16 protein-coding genes are annotated in these 17,473 nt (G+C 43.2%); 1 reads left to right on the top strand and 15 read right to left on the bottom strand.

Annotated elements, in window-relative coordinates; all coding sequences use genetic code 11:
* Positions 1-475 precede the first annotated feature (475 nt).
* Complete coding sequence (locus tag ACIQ0C_RS12140; RefSeq protein ID WP_402835991.1) at positions 476-643, bottom strand: hypothetical protein; 168 nt, start codon at positions 641-643, stop codon at positions 476-478.
* Positions 644-789: 146 nt separating this feature from the next.
* Between ACIQ0C_RS12140 and shc the strand changes: the two genes are divergently transcribed.
* Complete coding sequence (gene shc, locus ACIQ0C_RS12135) at positions 790-2,685, top strand: squalene--hopene cyclase (protein WP_403060141.1); 1,896 nt, start codon at positions 790-792, stop codon at positions 2,683-2,685.
* Between the two features lie 226 nt (positions 2,686-2,911).
* On the opposite strand, the gene ACIQ0C_RS12130 is transcribed toward shc, so the two are convergent.
* The 14 genes from ACIQ0C_RS12130 to ACIQ0C_RS12065 form a co-directional block, all read right to left on the bottom strand.
* A complete protein-coding gene (locus tag ACIQ0C_RS12130; RefSeq protein WP_403060138.1) occupies positions 2,912-3,394 on the bottom strand; it encodes a tetratricopeptide repeat protein in 483 nt (160 codons plus the stop codon).
* Positions 3,395-3,712: 318 nt separating this feature from the next.
* Complete coding sequence (locus ACIQ0C_RS12125) at positions 3,713-4,261, bottom strand: PepSY domain-containing protein (protein WP_403060135.1); 549 nt, start codon at positions 4,259-4,261, stop codon at positions 3,713-3,715.
* A 65-nt stretch (positions 4,262-4,326) separates the two neighbouring features.
* Positions 4,327-5,682 (bottom strand): sensor histidine kinase, encoded by a 1,356-nt coding sequence (locus ACIQ0C_RS12120; RefSeq protein WP_403060132.1) that lies wholly within the window; start codon positions 5,680-5,682, stop codon positions 4,327-4,329.
* Positions 5,679-6,374 carry a response regulator transcription factor gene (locus ACIQ0C_RS12115; protein ID WP_403060129.1) on the bottom strand — a complete coding sequence of 232 codons (696 nt, stop codon included), beginning with the start codon at positions 6,372-6,374 and terminating at the stop codon, positions 5,679-5,681. Before ACIQ0C_RS12115 ends, ACIQ0C_RS12120 begins: the two co-directional genes overlap by 4 nt.
* Before the next feature lie 646 nt (positions 6,375-7,020).
* Positions 7,021-7,542 (bottom strand): peptide-methionine (S)-S-oxide reductase MsrA, encoded by a 522-nt coding sequence (gene msrA / locus ACIQ0C_RS12110; RefSeq protein ID WP_403060126.1) that lies wholly within the window; start codon positions 7,540-7,542, stop codon positions 7,021-7,023.
* A 104-nt stretch (positions 7,543-7,646) separates the two neighbouring features.
* Complete coding sequence (locus tag ACIQ0C_RS12105) at positions 7,647-8,255, bottom strand: response regulator (RefSeq protein WP_402835979.1); 609 nt, start codon at positions 8,253-8,255, stop codon at positions 7,647-7,649.
* Positions 8,256-8,266: 11 nt separating this feature from the next.
* Positions 8,267-9,388, bottom strand: coding sequence for a sensor histidine kinase (locus tag ACIQ0C_RS12100; RefSeq protein ID WP_402835977.1), 1,122 nt, complete (start codon positions 9,386-9,388; stop codon positions 8,267-8,269).
* 221 nt (positions 9,389-9,609) lie between these two features.
* The gene (locus ACIQ0C_RS12095; RefSeq protein ID WP_402835975.1) at positions 9,610-10,317 is read right to left on the bottom strand and encodes a response regulator; all 708 of its coding nucleotides are present in this window, start codon (positions 10,315-10,317) and stop codon (positions 9,610-9,612) included.
* Positions 10,274-11,905 carry an ATP-binding protein gene (locus ACIQ0C_RS12090; protein WP_403060123.1) on the bottom strand — a complete coding sequence of 544 codons (1,632 nt, stop codon included), beginning with the start codon at positions 11,903-11,905 and terminating at the stop codon, positions 10,274-10,276. The genes ACIQ0C_RS12095 and ACIQ0C_RS12090 overlap by 44 nt, the downstream gene beginning before the upstream one ends.
* A gap of 79 nt (positions 11,906-11,984) precedes the next feature.
* Complete coding sequence (locus ACIQ0C_RS12085) at positions 11,985-13,511, bottom strand: tripartite tricarboxylate transporter permease (RefSeq protein WP_402835971.1); 1,527 nt, start codon at positions 13,509-13,511, stop codon at positions 11,985-11,987.
* An 18-nt stretch (positions 13,512-13,529) separates the two neighbouring features.
* Complete coding sequence (locus tag ACIQ0C_RS12080; protein WP_403060525.1) at positions 13,530-13,985, bottom strand: tripartite tricarboxylate transporter TctB family protein; 456 nt, start codon at positions 13,983-13,985, stop codon at positions 13,530-13,532.
* A 56-nt stretch (positions 13,986-14,041) separates the two neighbouring features.
* Positions 14,042-15,064 (bottom strand): tripartite tricarboxylate transporter substrate binding protein, encoded by a 1,023-nt coding sequence (locus ACIQ0C_RS12075; protein ID WP_403060120.1) that lies wholly within the window; start codon positions 15,062-15,064, stop codon positions 14,042-14,044.
* Between the two features lie 420 nt (positions 15,065-15,484).
* Complete coding sequence (locus ACIQ0C_RS12070; RefSeq protein ID WP_402835967.1) at positions 15,485-16,411, bottom strand: AEC family transporter; 927 nt, start codon at positions 16,409-16,411, stop codon at positions 15,485-15,487.
* A 156-nt stretch (positions 16,412-16,567) separates the two neighbouring features.
* Positions 16,568-17,440, bottom strand: a complete 873-nt coding sequence (locus tag ACIQ0C_RS12065; protein WP_403060117.1) for a LysR family transcriptional regulator — start codon at positions 17,438-17,440, stop codon at positions 16,568-16,570.
* Between the last annotated feature and the right edge of the window lie 33 nt (positions 17,441-17,473).

Here is a 17,473-nt window from a genome sequence, read left to right as displayed (position 1 = left end):
ACTGATATCGGACACTTAGGCCGTGATCTATGCCTGTTCCATTTATTCACTACTTCTTTCGGAGATGTCTTGTTCTCGAAATATTGCCAAAATAATTCTGGGTTTGATGCCTTTAAAGGCGCATTCCTTTCTGACCAAAAAGCGGGGATACCCCTCTTTCATTTCATCTCCAATAATATCCTTCCATATGAAAGAATACTATATTAAAAGGCATATACGTATCAGTGTATCTAAAATGCGAAATCATGATGAAAAGTAACAAAATACGGCACAATTTATATTTAACTGTACATTATCAACAAGAGCTAGGCTTAGGTGAATTCATTTTTCTGTACCTTTGAGGAAGTACTACCATGTCAATAAAACCTTAAAGGATAAGAATAGCCTAAAGGCTATAATTCTAATAAAAAGGATAACATTTAAAGAACCCAGTCTATAAAACTATGATGACTACCCTAGAATTGCATCTCAAAATCTAATTCAAAGCATACACACTGCTCTCATGATTAAACAGCATCCTTTTAGGAGGTACAATTTGCTGCTCTTCCTCAAAAAATGGAACGATTTTATTAAGGACAATACGGGCTGCCTGAGCGAACCATTTCTTATTTTGCTTATTAAGAAGCTCCGCATAACCAACCACAAAAATCCAGCTTTCATTGCCAAAGCGTTTTCAGTTCCCCCCCTCCTTTTCATGTGGGACGATGCGCCTGACATGATTTCTTGAATGCAACGACAAGTTTTGAATATACATATAAACGGAAATGTGTTTTTAGAGGAGGAAAGTCATTGAACCAACATGTACAATTGGAAATCAATCGCCTTGTTCATCGCTTGAAACAAGACCAATCCGCTGATGGTTCGTGGAATTATCCCTTTGACACCGGGATAACGACAGATGCCTATATGATCATATTATTGAAAATTTTAGATATGGAAGATACTCCACTTATAGAGGCTTTGGTAAAAAGAATCGAAAGCAAGCAGACTGAAAACGGGTCATGGAAACTTTTCCAAGACGAGAAGGACGGCAATGTTACGGTTACGATCGAGGCTTACTATGGCCTTCTTTTTAGCGGACTCCGCAATAAGAATCATCCCCATATGAGGAAAGCCAAACAATTCATTCTTTCCAAGGGTGGCATCAAACAGGCCAAACTGTTAACGAAAATGATGCTTACTGTCACCGGACAATATCAATGGCCGCGCCTATTCCCCATTCCTCTCGAAGTGGTCTTACTGCCCCCGACCTTTTTCGTCAGCATTTATGATCTTTCCGTATATGGGAGGGTCAACATGATTCCATTGCTATTGCTTGGCCATAAAAGGTTTCAGATCAAGACCCCGGACACGCCAAGTTTAAAAGATTTATTTCAAACAAGGGAGGACAGTTCCGAAGAGCAAGTGTGGGAAGAGTACCGTACCGAAGAATATCGTTCTTTCTTCTCCAAACTTCAAACAGGCGTCAAAACCTTGATTGGTTATCCGGATTATTTGCATTCCTTGGCCTTGGATTCAACGAAAAGGTTCATGCTCGACAGGCTGGAACCAGACGGGACACTGTACAATTATTTCGGCTCTACCTTTTTCATGATCTTTGCCCTCCTTTCAATTGGATATTCGAAAAGGGATCCAGTGATTCTTAAAGCCATTGCCGGTCTGAAGGGGATGGCCTGTTCCATTGAGGGACACACACATATCCAATTCACGACGCCCCATGTTTGGAATACCTCATTAATAAGCTACGCCCTTCAAGAAGCGGGCATCCCTTTCAATGACCCAACCGTCAAGGCTGCCAATCAGTACTTACTGTCACGTCAGCATTATATGTATGGAGACTGGCTGATCCATAATCCTGACACAATTCCTGGCGGCTGGGGGTTCTCGGATTTAAATACCATGAATCCGGATGTCGATGATACGACCGCCTCACTGCGGGCGCTGGCTAAGCAATTGCAAGCAAAACCGGATAATCGGGACAGCTGGCAGCGCGGTGTCTCCTTCACGATTTCCATGCAAAATGATGATGGCGGATTTCCAGCCTTCGAACGGAATAACGACCATAAATGGCTGCACCTTCTTCCTATAGAGGGTTCAAAATATCTCCTGACTGACCCTTCTACTGCTGATCTGACAGGAAGAACGCTGGAATTTCTGGGGAACTATACAAATATGAAGAAGCCGGAAGAAGTCAGTAAAAGAGCGGTGAATTGGCTATTGGAAGACCAGAAGCGTGATGGCTCCTGGTATGGGCGCTGGGGCATCTGTTATCTATATGGCACATGGGCTGCACTGACCGGCATGAAGGCAGCAGGGCATGCCACTGGACATCCATCCATCCAAAAAGCCTTAACTTGGTTGAAGAAAATTCAAAATGAAGATGGCGGCTGGGGTGAATCTTGTTACAGTGATATCAAGCAACGATATATCCCCCTCGGAGAAAGTACACTGACACATACAGCTTGGGCTGTGGATGCTTTGATAACGGCATCCGAAAAGCCGACAGCCCAAATCGAAAAAGGCATTGCCTATCTCATCCGTGCAGGTCAACAAGAAAGCTGGACCAATGATTATCCTGCAGGCCAGGGAATGGCAGATTTTTTGTATATCCATTATCATGGCTATCGCTATATTTATCCCCTTTTAGCATTGAGTCATTACAATAAAAAATTCCTGAAGGCTTAATCGCCAGTATTTTTTATCATATAAAGGTGAATATGTGGATTACCTGTGGAAAAGTAGTGAATAACACCGAAAAGTTATCCACAATCCGAGGTTATCCACATTCATGTATCCGTAAAAGTGCTAAATACAAGAAATTCCCCGTTATATTGGTTGATTAATTCATTTCGGATATGTAAGAATGACTTGTTTTATACAGGCTTTGTGGATAGTTTGGGGATGATCACTATTATGTGAAAACTTTATCCAGTTTATCACTATAGAATTCTATGGCCTTAGCATAAGATTGTATTTCTCGATCGTTAGAGGTTTCGGCAATTATCTTCAATAGAGATTCCATTGCAAGATCATGTTGGCCCAAATTATAAAATGCCATGGCCCTGAATACTAATAAAGCCTTATCCTCAGGAAACTTCGCCAGCCCAGATTCCAATGTCTTTCTTGATTTTTCATATTCCCCTATGGTGCGATATGTGCTCCCCAACCCTAGGTAGGCCCCTTTTTCATCCTCCTCCGGCAAACCTAATATGAGTGCCGCTTCATAATAGGGCACCGCCTTTACCTCAAGTCCAAGAATATCCAAACTCCAGGCACACTGATACTGTATGACTGCATCGCCGGGATTTTGCTTTGCAAGATCCATCAATAATCGAGTGGATTTTTCGAATTCTTTCTTTCCCCTTAATGATAGTGCCAATTCCAAATTTCCCATTGCATTTCCCCCATTGAATAAGATTCCTTTTGCCCCTATTCGCGATTCCTCTTTTTAATTCCTTCTTAATCATTTATATCTTTAAGCAACATCTCCAAACACTACTGCTGGCAGGAACTAATATGCTGTTACTGGAGGTGGTTTGATGGGTGGAATTTCAATTAGTTTATGCATGATTGTAAAGGATGAATGTGAGGAATCTTCACTTCCCAACTGTCTTGGGAATTAAAAAAGGATCTGCCACTTGGCAAATCCTTTCATATACTTCAGTTCAAAATCATTCATATATCACAGATTACTATCGATATGACATATTGATTAATCATCCAACTGGTTTTTCAATACTTTTCCCGTGGTGGCATCCACCACTACATCATATTCCTTTTGTCCTTGTTTTATTTCCAGCTCGTACACAAGGGTGCCATTCTCTGAATCCAGCTCCACATCCGTCACTTGACCATCCACCGCTTTCAAGGCAATTTTTTCAGCTTGATCACTGCTTACTTTTGCAGTTTCCACAGCTTGTTGTGTGCTCATATCCTCATCGTCACCGTCTTCCATCTCCTGAGAAAGAATCTCCCCTTTTTCAGCATCAACGTCAACGTCTTGATAGCCTTCTTTCGTTTTTACGGTCATTTCATAAGTCATCGGCTGGTCCCAATCCTTTTCAAATTGAATAACTTCCCCGCCTAGTTTTTCTGAAATCATTTTGACAGCCTCATCTTCGGATAGGTTACCCTTATTGACTGCATATACCGCCGTTCCAGCAGCACCGCCGAAAAGCAATACGGAAGCTATGGATACTGTCATGATTACCTTTTTCCTTTGAATGATACCTTCTTTAATCGTACTCCACTGTTTTTTCATGAATGAATTCCTCCTTTAAGTTGTTACCTTAATAATAAGCACCCTTCATGAAATGAACATGAGCGTTAGATTAGAATTTGATGAGAAAGAGTAAGAGTCGCCAACGTTCCCTCACCCACTTCGCTTTGAATCTCCAATTTACCGTTGAATGACTCGACAAGCGTTCGGGCGATGGATAGCCCGAGTCCATTGCCTCCCGTTTTCCTAGCCCTCGATGCATCGACGCGATAAAAACGGTCAAATACATGTGGGAGATGTTCTGGTGATATCCCTGCGCCATGATCTTTCACACCGATGAGAATCTCATCGCCTTGCCGCTTTATCATGATTTGTATACTTGATTCACTGTATTTCATTGCATTGTCCAATAGGATGACGATCACCTGTTCAAGCTTACTGGAAATGGTCATTGCATATATTTCCTTAAACTCTGATTCTATCGTTATTTCACGATTTCCCGTCCTTCTGAATGTTTGGGCAATCCCTTCACAAAACGAAATGAGTTCTATTTTCCCTTCCACATCTTCTGAAGGTTCCATTTGGGAAGCTGCCTGCAAAAGATGTTCCGTCAGCTTTTTCATCCGGACGGCTTCATGATGGATTGCCTCCACTGCCTCTTCCTGAATCGCCTCATCCTTCATTCCCCAGCGTTTCAATAGGGAGGAATAGCTTTCGATGACCGTAATCGGTGTTTTCAATTCATGTGAAGCATCTGAAAGGAATTGCTGCTGTTGGTTATAATTCCGCTCCAGCCTTTCCATCATCCTGTTGAATGCCGCTCCCATCACCTGCAGCTCGTCCTTTGATTGATCCGATAGCGGTATCCGTTTGAATTCCCCGCTTTTCTCAATATCCTTCATCGTTCCGCTCATGATCGATATCGGTTTGAGGATCAGGTTGGACAGCCACTTACCGGCAAGAATGGATAACAGAATGACAAAAAGGGATGCACCGCCCAAAACGAGGGCAAGCGTCGATAAATTATCAAGGAGGGTATCCTGAGGCTGTGTGACCTCGATCATCCCTAGCTTCTTCCCTTCATCAGGATAAGGATAACGGTAGGTCAATACATATTCACCGTCAGCTTTGGCAAAATCATATCCTTTCTCGTTAATGGCTTTAAACGCAAGCCCCTTAAGGTCCTCTTCATCCGTAAATGATTTTACCAGCCTTCCATCAGTGTCGAATATCCGCACCATTCCATCGTCCGGGATATACGGCTCCATTAAATCGGAATCACCGGAAATCAAATCTTTCGTCACGATATTTTCTTCGATTAATGAAGCTTGATCTTCAAGCAGGTCCCGTTCCCTCTCTAACGATATCCAAAGGAAGGCGATTAAAACGATGATACTCAACAATATAAGCATGACGCTTAAAAAAAGACTGGAATACCATTGGATTTTCGTCCGAATCTTCATGCTGGCTCCTTCAAGCTGTAACCTACACCGCGGTAAGTATGGATGAGCTGCAGCTCAAAGGGATAATCTATCTTTTTGCGCAAATAACGGATATACACATCAACCACATTCGTATCACCTGCAAAGTCATAACCCCATACATGTGTCAGGATTTGCTCCCTTGATAGTACTTGATTTTTATTTTGCAAAAGATAAACCAGCAAATCGAACTCGCGGGAAGTCAGCTCAATCCTTTTGCCTTGCCTGTGAATGTCCCTAGTACCAAGGTTCAACTTCAGATCATGGATCTTTAGTTCATCCACTTCCCCTTCTGATTGGCTCTCCCGTACATTGGTACGGAAACAAGCACGGATCCGTGCCAGCAGCTCTTCAATTTCAAACGGTTTCGTTACATAATCGTTCGCACCATGGTCCAGGCCATTCACCTTGTCTGGCACAGCATCTCTAGCGGTCAGAAGGATGACCGGTGTCGATACATTCTTTTTCCGATAACGCCTAAGTACTTCTATGCCATTCAACTCGGGCAGCATCACATCCAATAAGATTAAATCCCACTCTTCGGCTTCTGCCCTTTCCAGACCTGTCTTTCCGGTAAAAGCCGATTCAGTCTGATAACCCTCATGATTAAGTTCCAGCTGGAGAACCCTCGCAATTTTTTCTTCATCTTCTATTATTAAAATTCTTTTATTCATGATCATCACCACCTACCCCTTAGTGTACTGAAGAAATATGAAAATATCATGAGAAATTGACCCCTCCGTTTAAAAATCCCAAGAAATAATGAATTAAATTTCTGTGCTTTTAAAAGGTCAAAAAAAAACGGATGTGTAAAGTTCATGCCGGACTCATACAGAGATGCCCTTTATCTAAATAATGGTTAACCATAATAAAAAGACTATGGAATATTTCCATAGTCACAGTTTGTCGACAAAATGGGGGTTGGAACGTTCTCACCCCGAATAACTGGCTTGCCGGGACCATACTGCCGCTTGCTTTAATGCGGCTTGGCAGACAGTCGGCGAAAAGGGAGCGGATTTTTGATAACAGCCAGAACGTTGATTTCCTCTCCAGGCACTCGCTTTCCGCGGGCGGTCCGGGAGCCTCCTCGGCGCTCTTTGCGCCTGCTGGTTCTCCCTTGGACACGCTTTTTCCGCAGGAGTCTCATACCTTCCGTTCCAATCAACTGGATTGTTTTTTTAAAAAACTGTAGGCTGGCTCATCCCTAACTTTGATTAAGAAATGGTTACACTTTGGGTTTTTCATTGTTTAATGAAACCTCATTTGATGAAGAAATTTGTGACACTCATGCCGGTCCAATATTTTTTATAATGATCCAGTTCATTCACCGTTCCAATGCTGGCCAATGAATTCATCGCGTCCCGATTTCGCACGGTCCGCTTTATAATCATCTTTGTTTTTTTTATGATAGCCTTGATGATATTCTTCGGCAGGATAAAAGGTTTGGGCCGGAAGGATTTCCGTTACGATCGGTTTCTGGAACTTCCCGCTGGCTGCCACCTTTTCTTTCGCTTCAAGGGCCAGTTTCTCTTGAGCTTCATCATGATAGAAGATGGCCGTCCGATATTGGCTTCCTCTGTCATGGAATTGACCGCCATCGTCGGTTGGATCGATTTGTTGCCAATATAGTTCCAGCAATCTTTCATAAGGAAATAACTGAGGATCGAAAGTGATTTCAACGACTTCATAATGCCCCGTAGTTCCCGTCTTCACTCCCTCGTAAGTCGGGTTTTCAACATGTCCTCCCGTATAACCGGATACGATTCCCCCAATCCCCGGTTGTTCTTCAAATGGTGTCACCATGCACCAGAAACAGCCTCCAGCAAATGTAGCCTTTTGCATAATGGTCATCCCCTTCCTACTATGTAATAAAAATTAATATACCATATTACAATCGTGACGCTGTGCTTTTTTGATTTGCGAAGCGGCCAGGATTTACATTTTGATCAATCCTTTGACCAGCCCTTTTCCTTGAATCTTACAATCGCTTCAACGCGGTTGCTTACATCCAATTTATCAAGGATGACTGATATATAATTACGGACCGTTCCATTGGACAGGTAAAGCTGGCTTGCGATTTCCTTTGTGGTCTTACCATCTGCGATCAATTTGAGCACTTGGCACTCTCGTTCAGTCAAAGGGTTTTCTTCTTCGAAAGCCATATCCACCAGCTCAGGAGCATAAATGCGCCGCCCATCCATGATGACACGGATCGAGTTCGCCAGTTCCTCACTGGGGCTATCCTTCAGAAGATATCCGCCTACCTCGGCCTTTCTTGCTCTTTCAAAATACCCAGGACGTGCAAAGGTGGTCAAAATGATGACTTTGCATTGGTGGCCCTGATCCTTGATCTCCTCCGCTACATCGAGCCCGGTTTTAACTGGCATTTCAATATCGGTTATGCAGATATCCGGCTTTAATTGATTGACGAGATTCATTGCTTCTTCCCCATTGCTCGCTTTTCCTACAACTTCCATGTCACTTTCCAAATCAAGGATGGAACCTAGCGCGCCAAGCAGCATCCGTTGATCTTCGGCAATTACGATTCGAATCAAGTTAATCCCACCTATCCATTATTTTTTATAGCATTCGGAACCCTTATATAAAGTGTCGTTCCATCTGTTGATTTAATATCCAGGCTGCCATTAACGAATTCGAGCCTTTCTTTCATACCTTGAAGCCCATTGCCTTTAATATACTCTGATCTATGCGAAAGACCCACTCCATTATCCTGTACGGTGATCGTCACTCCTGTTTGTAATTCTTCGATGACGATATTACAGCAGTCGGCACCGCTATGTTTGACGATATTGGTCACGGCTTCCTTCAAGCACATGCTCAAAACCGTTTCAACAAGCAATGGGGTATCTTGCAATTCCGTGGTGCCTTCCAATTTGAATTCTATCTCTGCCGCTTTCAATATTTGCTTGACCCGGATGATTTCATCGCTTAGCTTGGCCCCACGCATTTCCGACACCATTTCACGTACTTCCTTGAGTGCCGTCCTCGCCGTTTGACGGATATCCTTGATTTCCTTCTTGGCCATCTCCGGATTCAAATCGATCAATTTCCCTGTAAGGTCACTTTTCAAGCCAATCAAAGACAGCTTTTGGCCAAGTGTATCATGTAAGTCACGGGCAATCCGCTGACGTTCTTCCATTTTACCAAGTTCTGATATTCTTTTATGAGCGTCCTCCAATTGTTCTTCCAGCATGCCCCGTTTGTTCCGATTATACGTGTTGAAAGGAAGAAGGATCACGCCTACCACACAAATGAGCATAAAGGGAAATTGAGAAAAGAAGGTAGGGTCTTTCATGATGAAGCCAATATTGACAGACACGATGGTAGCCAATAGCTGGATCGAATATAAGACGAAAAAGCCAACCTTATTTTGAACATTCCCAATAAAGAATGCTAAAAAAAGTGAAAAGTAAATGTAGCTGAAAAATATGGTCATCGATATGGATATGATTATTTGTATCGCCGTCCATACGTATACGGGCCATCCCTTCGAAACGAATGAGAGACCATATGATATGAAAAACAAAATGATCATGACGATTCCAAAGACTATCTCCAACATCGAAGAGGATTTGAAGATGAAATAAAAAGGAAGGATACAAAAAATGATCCAGACATAAGGGCTCAGCCCTGTGTTTTTCGGAAAGATATGATACCAACTTTGCATGGCGCCGCCTCTATTTCTTTTTATCCTAGTATATACTAAGGAGTTTCATCAAAAAACCATCCAATGGGAATTGACTGTTTTTTTGGTGAACCTTTTATTTTTTTGAAGACTTGTACATTCATTTTTTATTTGTTTTTGAACTTGGAATAAGATGATGTTCGTGGTGAGAACCAGTCGTTCGATCAAACACATTAAAAAAGATCCGCCACTTGGCGAACCCATTATGTCTTGATGGCATAAACCCGTTCAGGACGTCCTACTGTGCCATATGTTAAATCGGCATCAATTTTTTCCTCTGACATCAAGTGCTCCAGATACCGCCTTGCCGTTGTCCTGCTCACCCCGATTTCCTTCGCCACTATTTCTGCAGTTAACCCCGGGGAGGATTTCCCCAACACAACCATCACCTTCTCCAAAGTCATCCGATCGATTCCTTTTGGCAGTGAAGTTTGTTCCCTCTCTTTTTCTTTCATTTCCTTTCGCAAAAGCTTATCCACCTGTTGCTGCGTTACGGGGAAATTGCCCTTTTCCAATTCAGACAGTTTAATGTGATACTCTTGATATCGGCGTAAGGACTGCTTGAAACGTTCAAATGCTACAGGCTTGATTATATAATCAAATATGCCGATCTTGATGGCTTCCTGGACTTTTTCGATTTCTTTAGCCGCCGTTATCATGATGACATCCATTTGTTTGCTTTGCTGCTTGATTTCTTTCAGGATATCGAGCCCATTCATATCCGGAAAATACATATCGAGCAGCAATAGATCCGGCTGAATGATTTCAATGAAGCTTTTAGCCTCGTCATAGCTTGACGCGATTCCGATCGTTTGAAATCCCTCAAGCTTTTCGATGAATAGCTTTTGTATCTCGGCAATCCGCAGGTCATCTTCGACGATCAGAACTTCTATATCGCGATTGGCCATCATTTAATCCCCCTCTGTTTTTTGGTATAGCTACGGTAAAGATCGTATATTCCCCTTCTTTCGTCGTAAAAGTGATATACCCCCCTAATCCATCAATTGCTTCCTGAACAAGGCTCAAGCCTATACCTGAATTGGTTTGATGGCTTTTCGTCGTAAAACCGTTCCGGAAAATCAGTTCGGTAACATCTGAGTTCATCCCTTTTCCATTATCTTCAACCTCTATGATCAACTCTTTACCCAAGTCCGTGACGAACAACGATACCCTTTTTTCCTCCCTCTCGTTTTCCCGTACAGCTTCGAAGGCATTATTGATGAGATTGCCGATGATCGTCACTAATAAATCCCGATCTATTTCGGACGGAATATCTTTAAAGCTGCTTTCTCTATCGATGGTAAAGTCAATTTTCAGCTCGCTTGCTAAACTTACCTTCCCTAAGATGAACCCGGCAATAACCGGATCAGGTACTTCCTTCATCAGAAAGTGAATGAAGCCTTGGGTGACATCGACTTCCTTCGATATGAACTCCATTGCTTCTTTATATGAACCGAGTTGAATCAAGCCTAGCAGTGTATAAAGCCGATTGGAATATTCATGCGTCTGGGCCCTCAGTCCTTCTGCATACGCCTTTACATGTGACAGTTCTTGAAGGAGATTGGATAGTTCCGATTTATTTCTCAAACTTGCAACTGCACCGATGATTTCACCCTGTCGATTCAAGATGGGGATCCGGCTTGCCAAAAAAACTTCACCGTCAATCATGAATTCCTGGTCATATTCGGCCCGCGCCGTGCTTACTACATCAAGCAAATGTGTATGCGTTATGACTTCTTCGATTTTTTGCCCGCGAAGTTTGACATCTTTAGGGATATGAAGGATTTTATGCGCCGTTTCATTGACGACCGTGATTTTCCCATGAACATCAATGGCAATGATGCCTTCATGAATGGATTCCAAAATGGCCTGCTTCTCTTGAAACATCCAGGCGATCTCTTTCGGCTCCAGACCCAATATCGCTTTTTTTATATTGAATGAAATGAAAAAGGCTACCAACAAACCGCCGATTAATATAAAAGAGATGATCAAGACGATTTTTCTTTGTATACTGGACACTTCTTTTTCAATATCATCCTGTAGGTAGCCAACTGAGACGACACCAATGACCTTTTCATTGGCGATTATCGGGGATTTCCCCCTTATGGAAGGTCCCAATGTGCCAGTGGACTCCGTGATGATGGATTTCCCATCCCAAACCTCGGCGTTATCTCCCCCAACCATTTTCTTTCCGATCAAGCCGGGATCTGGATGGGACAGCCGTGTTTCGTTCTCATCACCTATTACTATGAATTCCGCATCGATCTGCCTGCGAATTCTTTCCGCGATGGGCTGGATGATTACAGAAGGATTATCCGTTCGAAAAGCTTGTTTAATTTCAGGCAGCAAAGAAATGGTCTGGGCAACCGACAATGCTTTTTCCCCTGTTTCCTGCTTCAGATTATTTTCCAGGATATTTATGAAAATAACTTCAAAGATTCCACCCATTAAGATGATTAACGTACAAATGCCGAGCATCAACTTGGTGTGTAAACGCATTCAATCACCTCTACTTACATCATATAAAAAATAACCCCTTTAAAAAAGGGGTTATTTCACAACATTCAGAAAATATCGATTAACCTTCAATATTGATGACAACATCCTTCCCTCTCTTCTTAAGTAAAACCGGAATGAGCAGCCATAATGCCGTTACGATCAGGAATGTCAGCGAAAGAGGCCGAGTGAAAAACAAACTGTAATCCCCATCGGATATCGTCAGTGCCCTGCGCATATTGTTTTCTATCATCGGTCCTAAAACCAGTCCTAATACCAACGGGGCGATTGGATAATCATTTTTACTTAAGAAATATCCCAAGATCCCGCATCCTAGTAATAGCAATAAATCATAAGTCGATACTTGTACCGCATAAACACCAAAAATCGAAATCGCGATAATGATCGGAATCAAATACTTCTTTGGCGTTTCAATGATTTTCGCAAAAACCTTAACGAGTGGGAGATTAAGGATCAGGAGCATCAGATTCCCGATGAACATACTGGCGATAAGTCCCCAAGCCACCTGGGGATGGTCCTCGAATAATAATGGACCTGGCTGAACATTGTACATCATGAGCGCACCCATTAAAATCGCCGTTGTACCGGAACCTGGAATTCCCAGCGTCAATAGTGGTATCATCGCTCCGCCAGAAGCCGCGTTATTGGCCGTTTCAGGACCGGCCACACCAGCGATCGCCCCTGTACCGAATCTCCCAGGTTTTTTTGAAATCCGTTTTTCCATAAGGTATGAGAAGAAAGAAGCAAGAGTGGCCCCTGCACCCGGCAGGATTCCTACAAAGAAACCTAAGAGCGACCCCCTCGCAATCGGCCCCGCGGATTCCTTGAATTCTTCTTTGGAAGGAATCAAATTATTGATTTTTGCAATTTCCCCATCATCCTCGTCCTTTTCCAAGATTGTCTTGAATACTTCTCCAAGGGCGAACAGACCAACGGCGATCGTCAGGAATTCGACCCCTTGATACAGCCAAGGAATGTCGAATGTAAATCGGGCGATCCCGGATACATTATCGATGCCTATCGTCCCGATCAACAAACCGCAAACCGTCATGATCAGTGCCTTGGTTACGGATTTTCCCGCGAGGCCGCTGACTGCAGCCAACCCTAGAAGCATGAGCGAAAAATACTCCGCCGGACCGAACTTGATGGCAATCGTCGATAATGGCTGAGCCAAGGCAATCATGGCGATAAGGGTGACTATCCCTCCGACGAAGGAACCGATTGCCGAAATGGATAAAGCACTCCCGGCTCTTCCCTTCTTCGCCATTTGGTAGCCATCCAATGTGGTGACGACTGAAGAAGATTCCCCAGGTGTATTCAATAGGATCGAAGTTGTCGACCCTCCATACATCGCTCCATAATAAACACCTGCAAGTAAAATGATGGCGCTTGTGGCCGCTTGCTCTGGAGGAAGCCCACCTGTAATCGAAGCGGTTACCGGAATTAAAAGAGCCACACCGCTCATCGGCCCGATCCCCGGCAAAACACCGACAGCCGTACCGATCAATACTCCGACAAATGCAAAAAGTATGTTATACCAAGTTAGTGCCGTTTCAAATCCATGCATTAAATAATCAAAAGTGCCCACTTCACATCCCCCTTCCTTTTATGAAAACCAGATTGGCCAACCCGGCAGTGTTCCCTTTAGTACATTCACGAATAAATAATAAATGATCCCGGAAAACCCTGCGGAAATGATGAGCGATTTCACCCACTTATTTCGTTCCATCGTTTGAAAGCAAACAAATAAAAACAAAAAGGTCGTAATGACATATCCTATCGTTTCCAATGTCAAAATATAAATCAAGGTGGAGAGCAGAATGATGATAAAGGATTTATATTGCAGCTTTTCCTTATGTGATTCCTGCCCCTTGCCCCGAAATGCCTCATAGAACAGGCGAACACTTAAAAGAGAAAGAACGAGCCCCAATACAAAAGGGAAAATGTCCGGTCCTACCGAACTTCCATAAGAAGAAGTGGCCAGTTTCCTGCTTCCTATCATGAACAGCACTCCGACAGCCAGAAAGGCTACAGAAGCAAAGCGATCAAATTTAACATCCATCATAATCCCTCCATTTCAGAAAATAAGAAGAAGGTGAATGCACCTCCTTCTTCTCTTTATTTTTCCATGCCCAAAGCTTCTAACAATTGCTGCACCTGTTTCTCCTGTTCTTCTAAAAACTTGCTGAATTCTTCACTATTTTTATATTCTTGTTCCCATCCTTGCACTTCCACTTCCTTTTTCCATTCAGAAGTTTCAACTAGCTTCTCAATGGTTCCGTCCCAAAAGGTTTTCGCTTCACCAGACATATTCTTGGGTCCAAAAACGCCTCTCCAAATCGTGAATTCAGCATCAACACCCTGTTCCTTTGCCGTCGGTATGTCCTTTAGATCTCCACCTAAACGTTCATTCGAGGTAACGGCCAACACTCTAATCTTTCCTGCTTTTAAAAATTCCCTGACACTGGATGCATCCGTTCCGATCACATCCGCATTTCCGCCAAGCAATGCCGTAATCGCTTCCCCGCCGCCGTCGTACGAGACGTATTTAAGTTCAGTTGGATTCAGGCCATATTCATAGGCTGGAAGAATGGAAATCAAATGATCCATGGATCCCGGAGCCGATCCCCCTGCAAAGGTCAACTTACGCGGGTCTTTCTTTACCGCTTCGAGCACTGATTTCAAATCCTTGAATTCAGAATCCGCCTTTACCACTATCGCCCCATAATCCTTTGTCAGCTGCGCCAAAGGAGTTGTATTTTTATATCCATAAGGACTGTTGCCTTCTTTTTTAAGGTTATTGATGATGACAGGCGGTGAATTCACGAACAGCATATCATTGTTATCCGCTTGCTGTGTTGCATAATCCGCCATGAAGACAGCGCCCCCGCCACCGGGTTTGTTTTCGACGGTCAATGGCTGGTTCACCAGTTTTGTCTCACCCAAAACCTTTGTAAATGAACGGGCGGTTAAATCCCATCCTCCGCCTGCGCCCGATGGAGCAACGATTGTTATCGCTTTTTTCGGATAACCTGTATCTTCTTTCTTTTCTCCTGATGTACCCGAACTGCTGCATGCACCTAAACTTAAAGCTAACGAACCTGCCAATAGTACCGCTGAAATCTTTTTACAAGAAAACATAGTAATAATCCCCCTTTTGAAAGCGTTTTCTTAATTCTACAAAAATATCTTCGTTTTCACTGATTGCCCAACTAAAATGCATAAATTCCAAAACCTCCATATTGTCCATAAAGTTTTTCTCGAAGGAAAAGGGGGAAAAGACTGCTCCTTCAGAGCAGTCCCAGTTTGTAGACAAAAGGGGTTCTATCTAAATTAAACAAAGTGATTGGAACGGAAGGTGCGAGACTCCTGCGGGAAATGCGTGTCCAAGGGAGACCCCGCAGGCGTAAAGAACGCCGAGAAGGCTCCCGGACCGCCCACGGAAAGCGAGTGCCCTACGTTCCAATCACGGTTCGATTTTACAAACACTTTAAACTGTAGACAAACTTGATTTTCATCGAGTTTGTCTACAGTCAGAGACTGCACTTTTAAGTAGCCCTGCTAGAATAGTATTTTTGATAGATACACGACCATCGTTACCGTTATGCTGCTGAATAAAGTCGACATCAAGACTGCCTGTGCTGCATACTCCGGATGGTTGTCATATTCCAAAGCGAATAATGCGCTGTTTCTTGATGTGGGAAATGAGCTTGCGATAAATAACCCTTGAGCGACAGTCCCTTCCAAGCCCAAGATGAGGATGATCAGGAAGGCGATGGATGGTGAGAGTATTAATCGCCCCACCAAGCTTAGGATAAGCGGAAGCGGGAAATGCGTCATTTTCAAATAGGCACTCTGTGCACCCAATGTAATCAGGGCGATGGCTATGAAGGCACTCGCGATATTATCAATCGGGGTCCATAAGAACAGAGGGATTTCGAAAGAAGCTGCCTGTAATATTAAACCGAGCAATAAAGCATAAATGACGGGGTTCTTCAAGAACTCGCGAATGGCACCCTTTGCACTTTTTGTATGGACGGAAACGGAATTCATCAATCCATAGGTATAGGTCAGCAGGTTTTGAAAAATGATCACGATGACTTGGATCGACAGGCCAAGAGGATTTCCATTAAAAACCATCTGACTGACCGGTAACCCGAAATTGGCCGAGTTATTCAGGACTACACTATTTTTAAACGTGGCCGAAAGGCTTTGATCAAACCTGGCTAGTTTAGCAATCACTGTACTAACGATGATGAGGCTTACTGCTTGAAGAGCAAGGAAGCTGAATATCTGAACGATCATCCCCCCGCCCATTTTGCTTTGATAGATATTGACAAAACTAATGGCGGGCATGAGCAGGAAGTGATTCAATTTAGACAGTGTATTCATATCCAGCTTGAATTTACGATGAAGGATGGCCCCCGCCCCTATAAGGAAAAAAACCGGTACAATGACATTCAATACGATCAGAAACAGGACACTCACTTGACTTCCTCTCCATTCCTTAGGCAAATTCCTGATGATTTACATCTCCCATCTATCATAATGCCGTAATAACCATAATTAAAATACCAATAAATTATCGTTATCCATTCGAAAAAGGAATGACAAAAAAAAGCACAGAGGTTTCTGCGCTTCCAGTTAAATATCCCTCATGAAATCGACGCCTTTGACAAATTTGACAAACTCCTTGACCAGCTTTAATTCCAGCGACTTTTCATGATATAACATCCACGTATTCCTGATAAGGGGATTACCTTGCTTATCCTTAATGTCCATTTGTCGGAGATTTTGGTCTTTCTCCAATAAAACACTGGGGAGGATGCCATATCCCAGGCCATTCCTGACCATTTCCTTGCATGTATCACCTTTGTCCACTTCCATCCCCACCAAAGGAGGTCCAGAAAAATTGTCTCTCCACCAGTTATCGATCATTGTTTTCAAAAGAGCATCTGTCCCATAATCGATCCTCGGCAGGAAAGGCAGGTTTTGGACTTCGATTTCTTCCTTGGAAGCAATACAAATCGTTTCCTCAAAAAGATGATGCCTTGATCCTGACCATTGATAGTCCCCCCGAACAATCCCGACATGCACTTCTTCGTTATAAATGAGGTTCAGCACTTCTTTACTCCATCCAGTTGTCACATGGAAATCCACTTTAGGAAATCGCTCACGAAATAATTTCAGCAGGCCTGGCAATTTATGCAGCGTAATATAGTTGGAAACACCCAGCCGTAATGTTCCACTGATTTCCTGACCCATATTGAATGCTGTCTCTTTTATCTGCCGGAGCCTGATCAGCATCTCATCTGCACAGATGGCCAAATATTCCCCTTGAGGGGTGAACTGCACTCCCCTTGTTCCCCGCTCCACAATCTTTAGATTGAATTCCTTCTCTATTTGTTGAATCCGTTTCGTTAAAGAAGGTTGTGAGATATATAAACTTTGCGCCGTTTTAGTAATATTCTTGTGTTCATGCAACACCTTTAAGATATGCCAATCCCTTTCGTTCATACCCCTTCCCCCGATACGCATTCCCTTGAATGT

This window comes from Peribacillus sp. NPDC096448 (assembly GCF_044762675.1).
GTDB lineage: Bacteria > Bacillota > Bacilli > Bacillales > DSM-1321 > Peribacillus > Peribacillus frigoritolerans_B.
Note: the sequence above shows the minus strand (reverse complement) of the source record. Positions and strands in the feature narration are given on the sequence as shown.

Excerpts from the sequence above, each read along its gene's own strand:
- ACIQ0C_RS12130 (WP_403060138.1), bottom strand. The coding sequence starts at position 3,394 with ATGGGAAATTTGGAATTGGCACTATCATTAAGGGGAAAGAAAGAATTC.
- ACIQ0C_RS12125 (WP_403060135.1), bottom strand. The coding sequence starts at position 4,261 with ATGAAAAAACAGTGGAGTACGATTAAAGAAGGTATCATTCAAAGGAAA.
- ACIQ0C_RS12120 (WP_403060132.1), bottom strand. The coding sequence starts at position 5,682 with ATGAAGATTCGGACGAAAATCCAATGGTATTCCAGTCTTTTTTTAAGC.
- ACIQ0C_RS12115 (WP_403060129.1), bottom strand. The coding sequence starts at position 6,374 with ATGAATAAAAGAATTTTAATAATAGAAGATGAAGAAAAAATTGCGAGG.
- msrA (WP_403060126.1), bottom strand. The coding sequence starts at position 7,542 with ATGCAAAAGGCTACATTTGCTGGAGGCTGTTTCTGGTGCATGGTGACA.
- ACIQ0C_RS12100 (WP_402835977.1), bottom strand. The coding sequence starts at position 9,388 with ATGCAAAGTTGGTATCATATCTTTCCGAAAAACACAGGGCTGAGCCCT.
- ACIQ0C_RS12095 (WP_402835975.1), bottom strand. The coding sequence starts at position 10,317 with ATGATGGCCAATCGCGATATAGAAGTTCTGATCGTCGAAGATGACCTG.
- ACIQ0C_RS12090 (WP_403060123.1), bottom strand. The coding sequence starts at position 11,905 with ATGCGTTTACACACCAAGTTGATGCTCGGCATTTGTACGTTAATCATC.
- ACIQ0C_RS12080 (WP_403060525.1), bottom strand. The coding sequence starts at position 13,985 with ATGGATGTTAAATTTGATCGCTTTGCTTCTGTAGCCTTTCTGGCTGTC.
- ACIQ0C_RS12075 (WP_403060120.1), bottom strand. The coding sequence starts at position 15,064 with ATGTTTTCTTGTAAAAAGATTTCAGCGGTACTATTGGCAGGTTCGTTA.
- ACIQ0C_RS12065 (WP_403060117.1), bottom strand. The coding sequence starts at position 17,440 with ATGAACGAAAGGGATTGGCATATCTTAAAGGTGTTGCATGAACACAAG.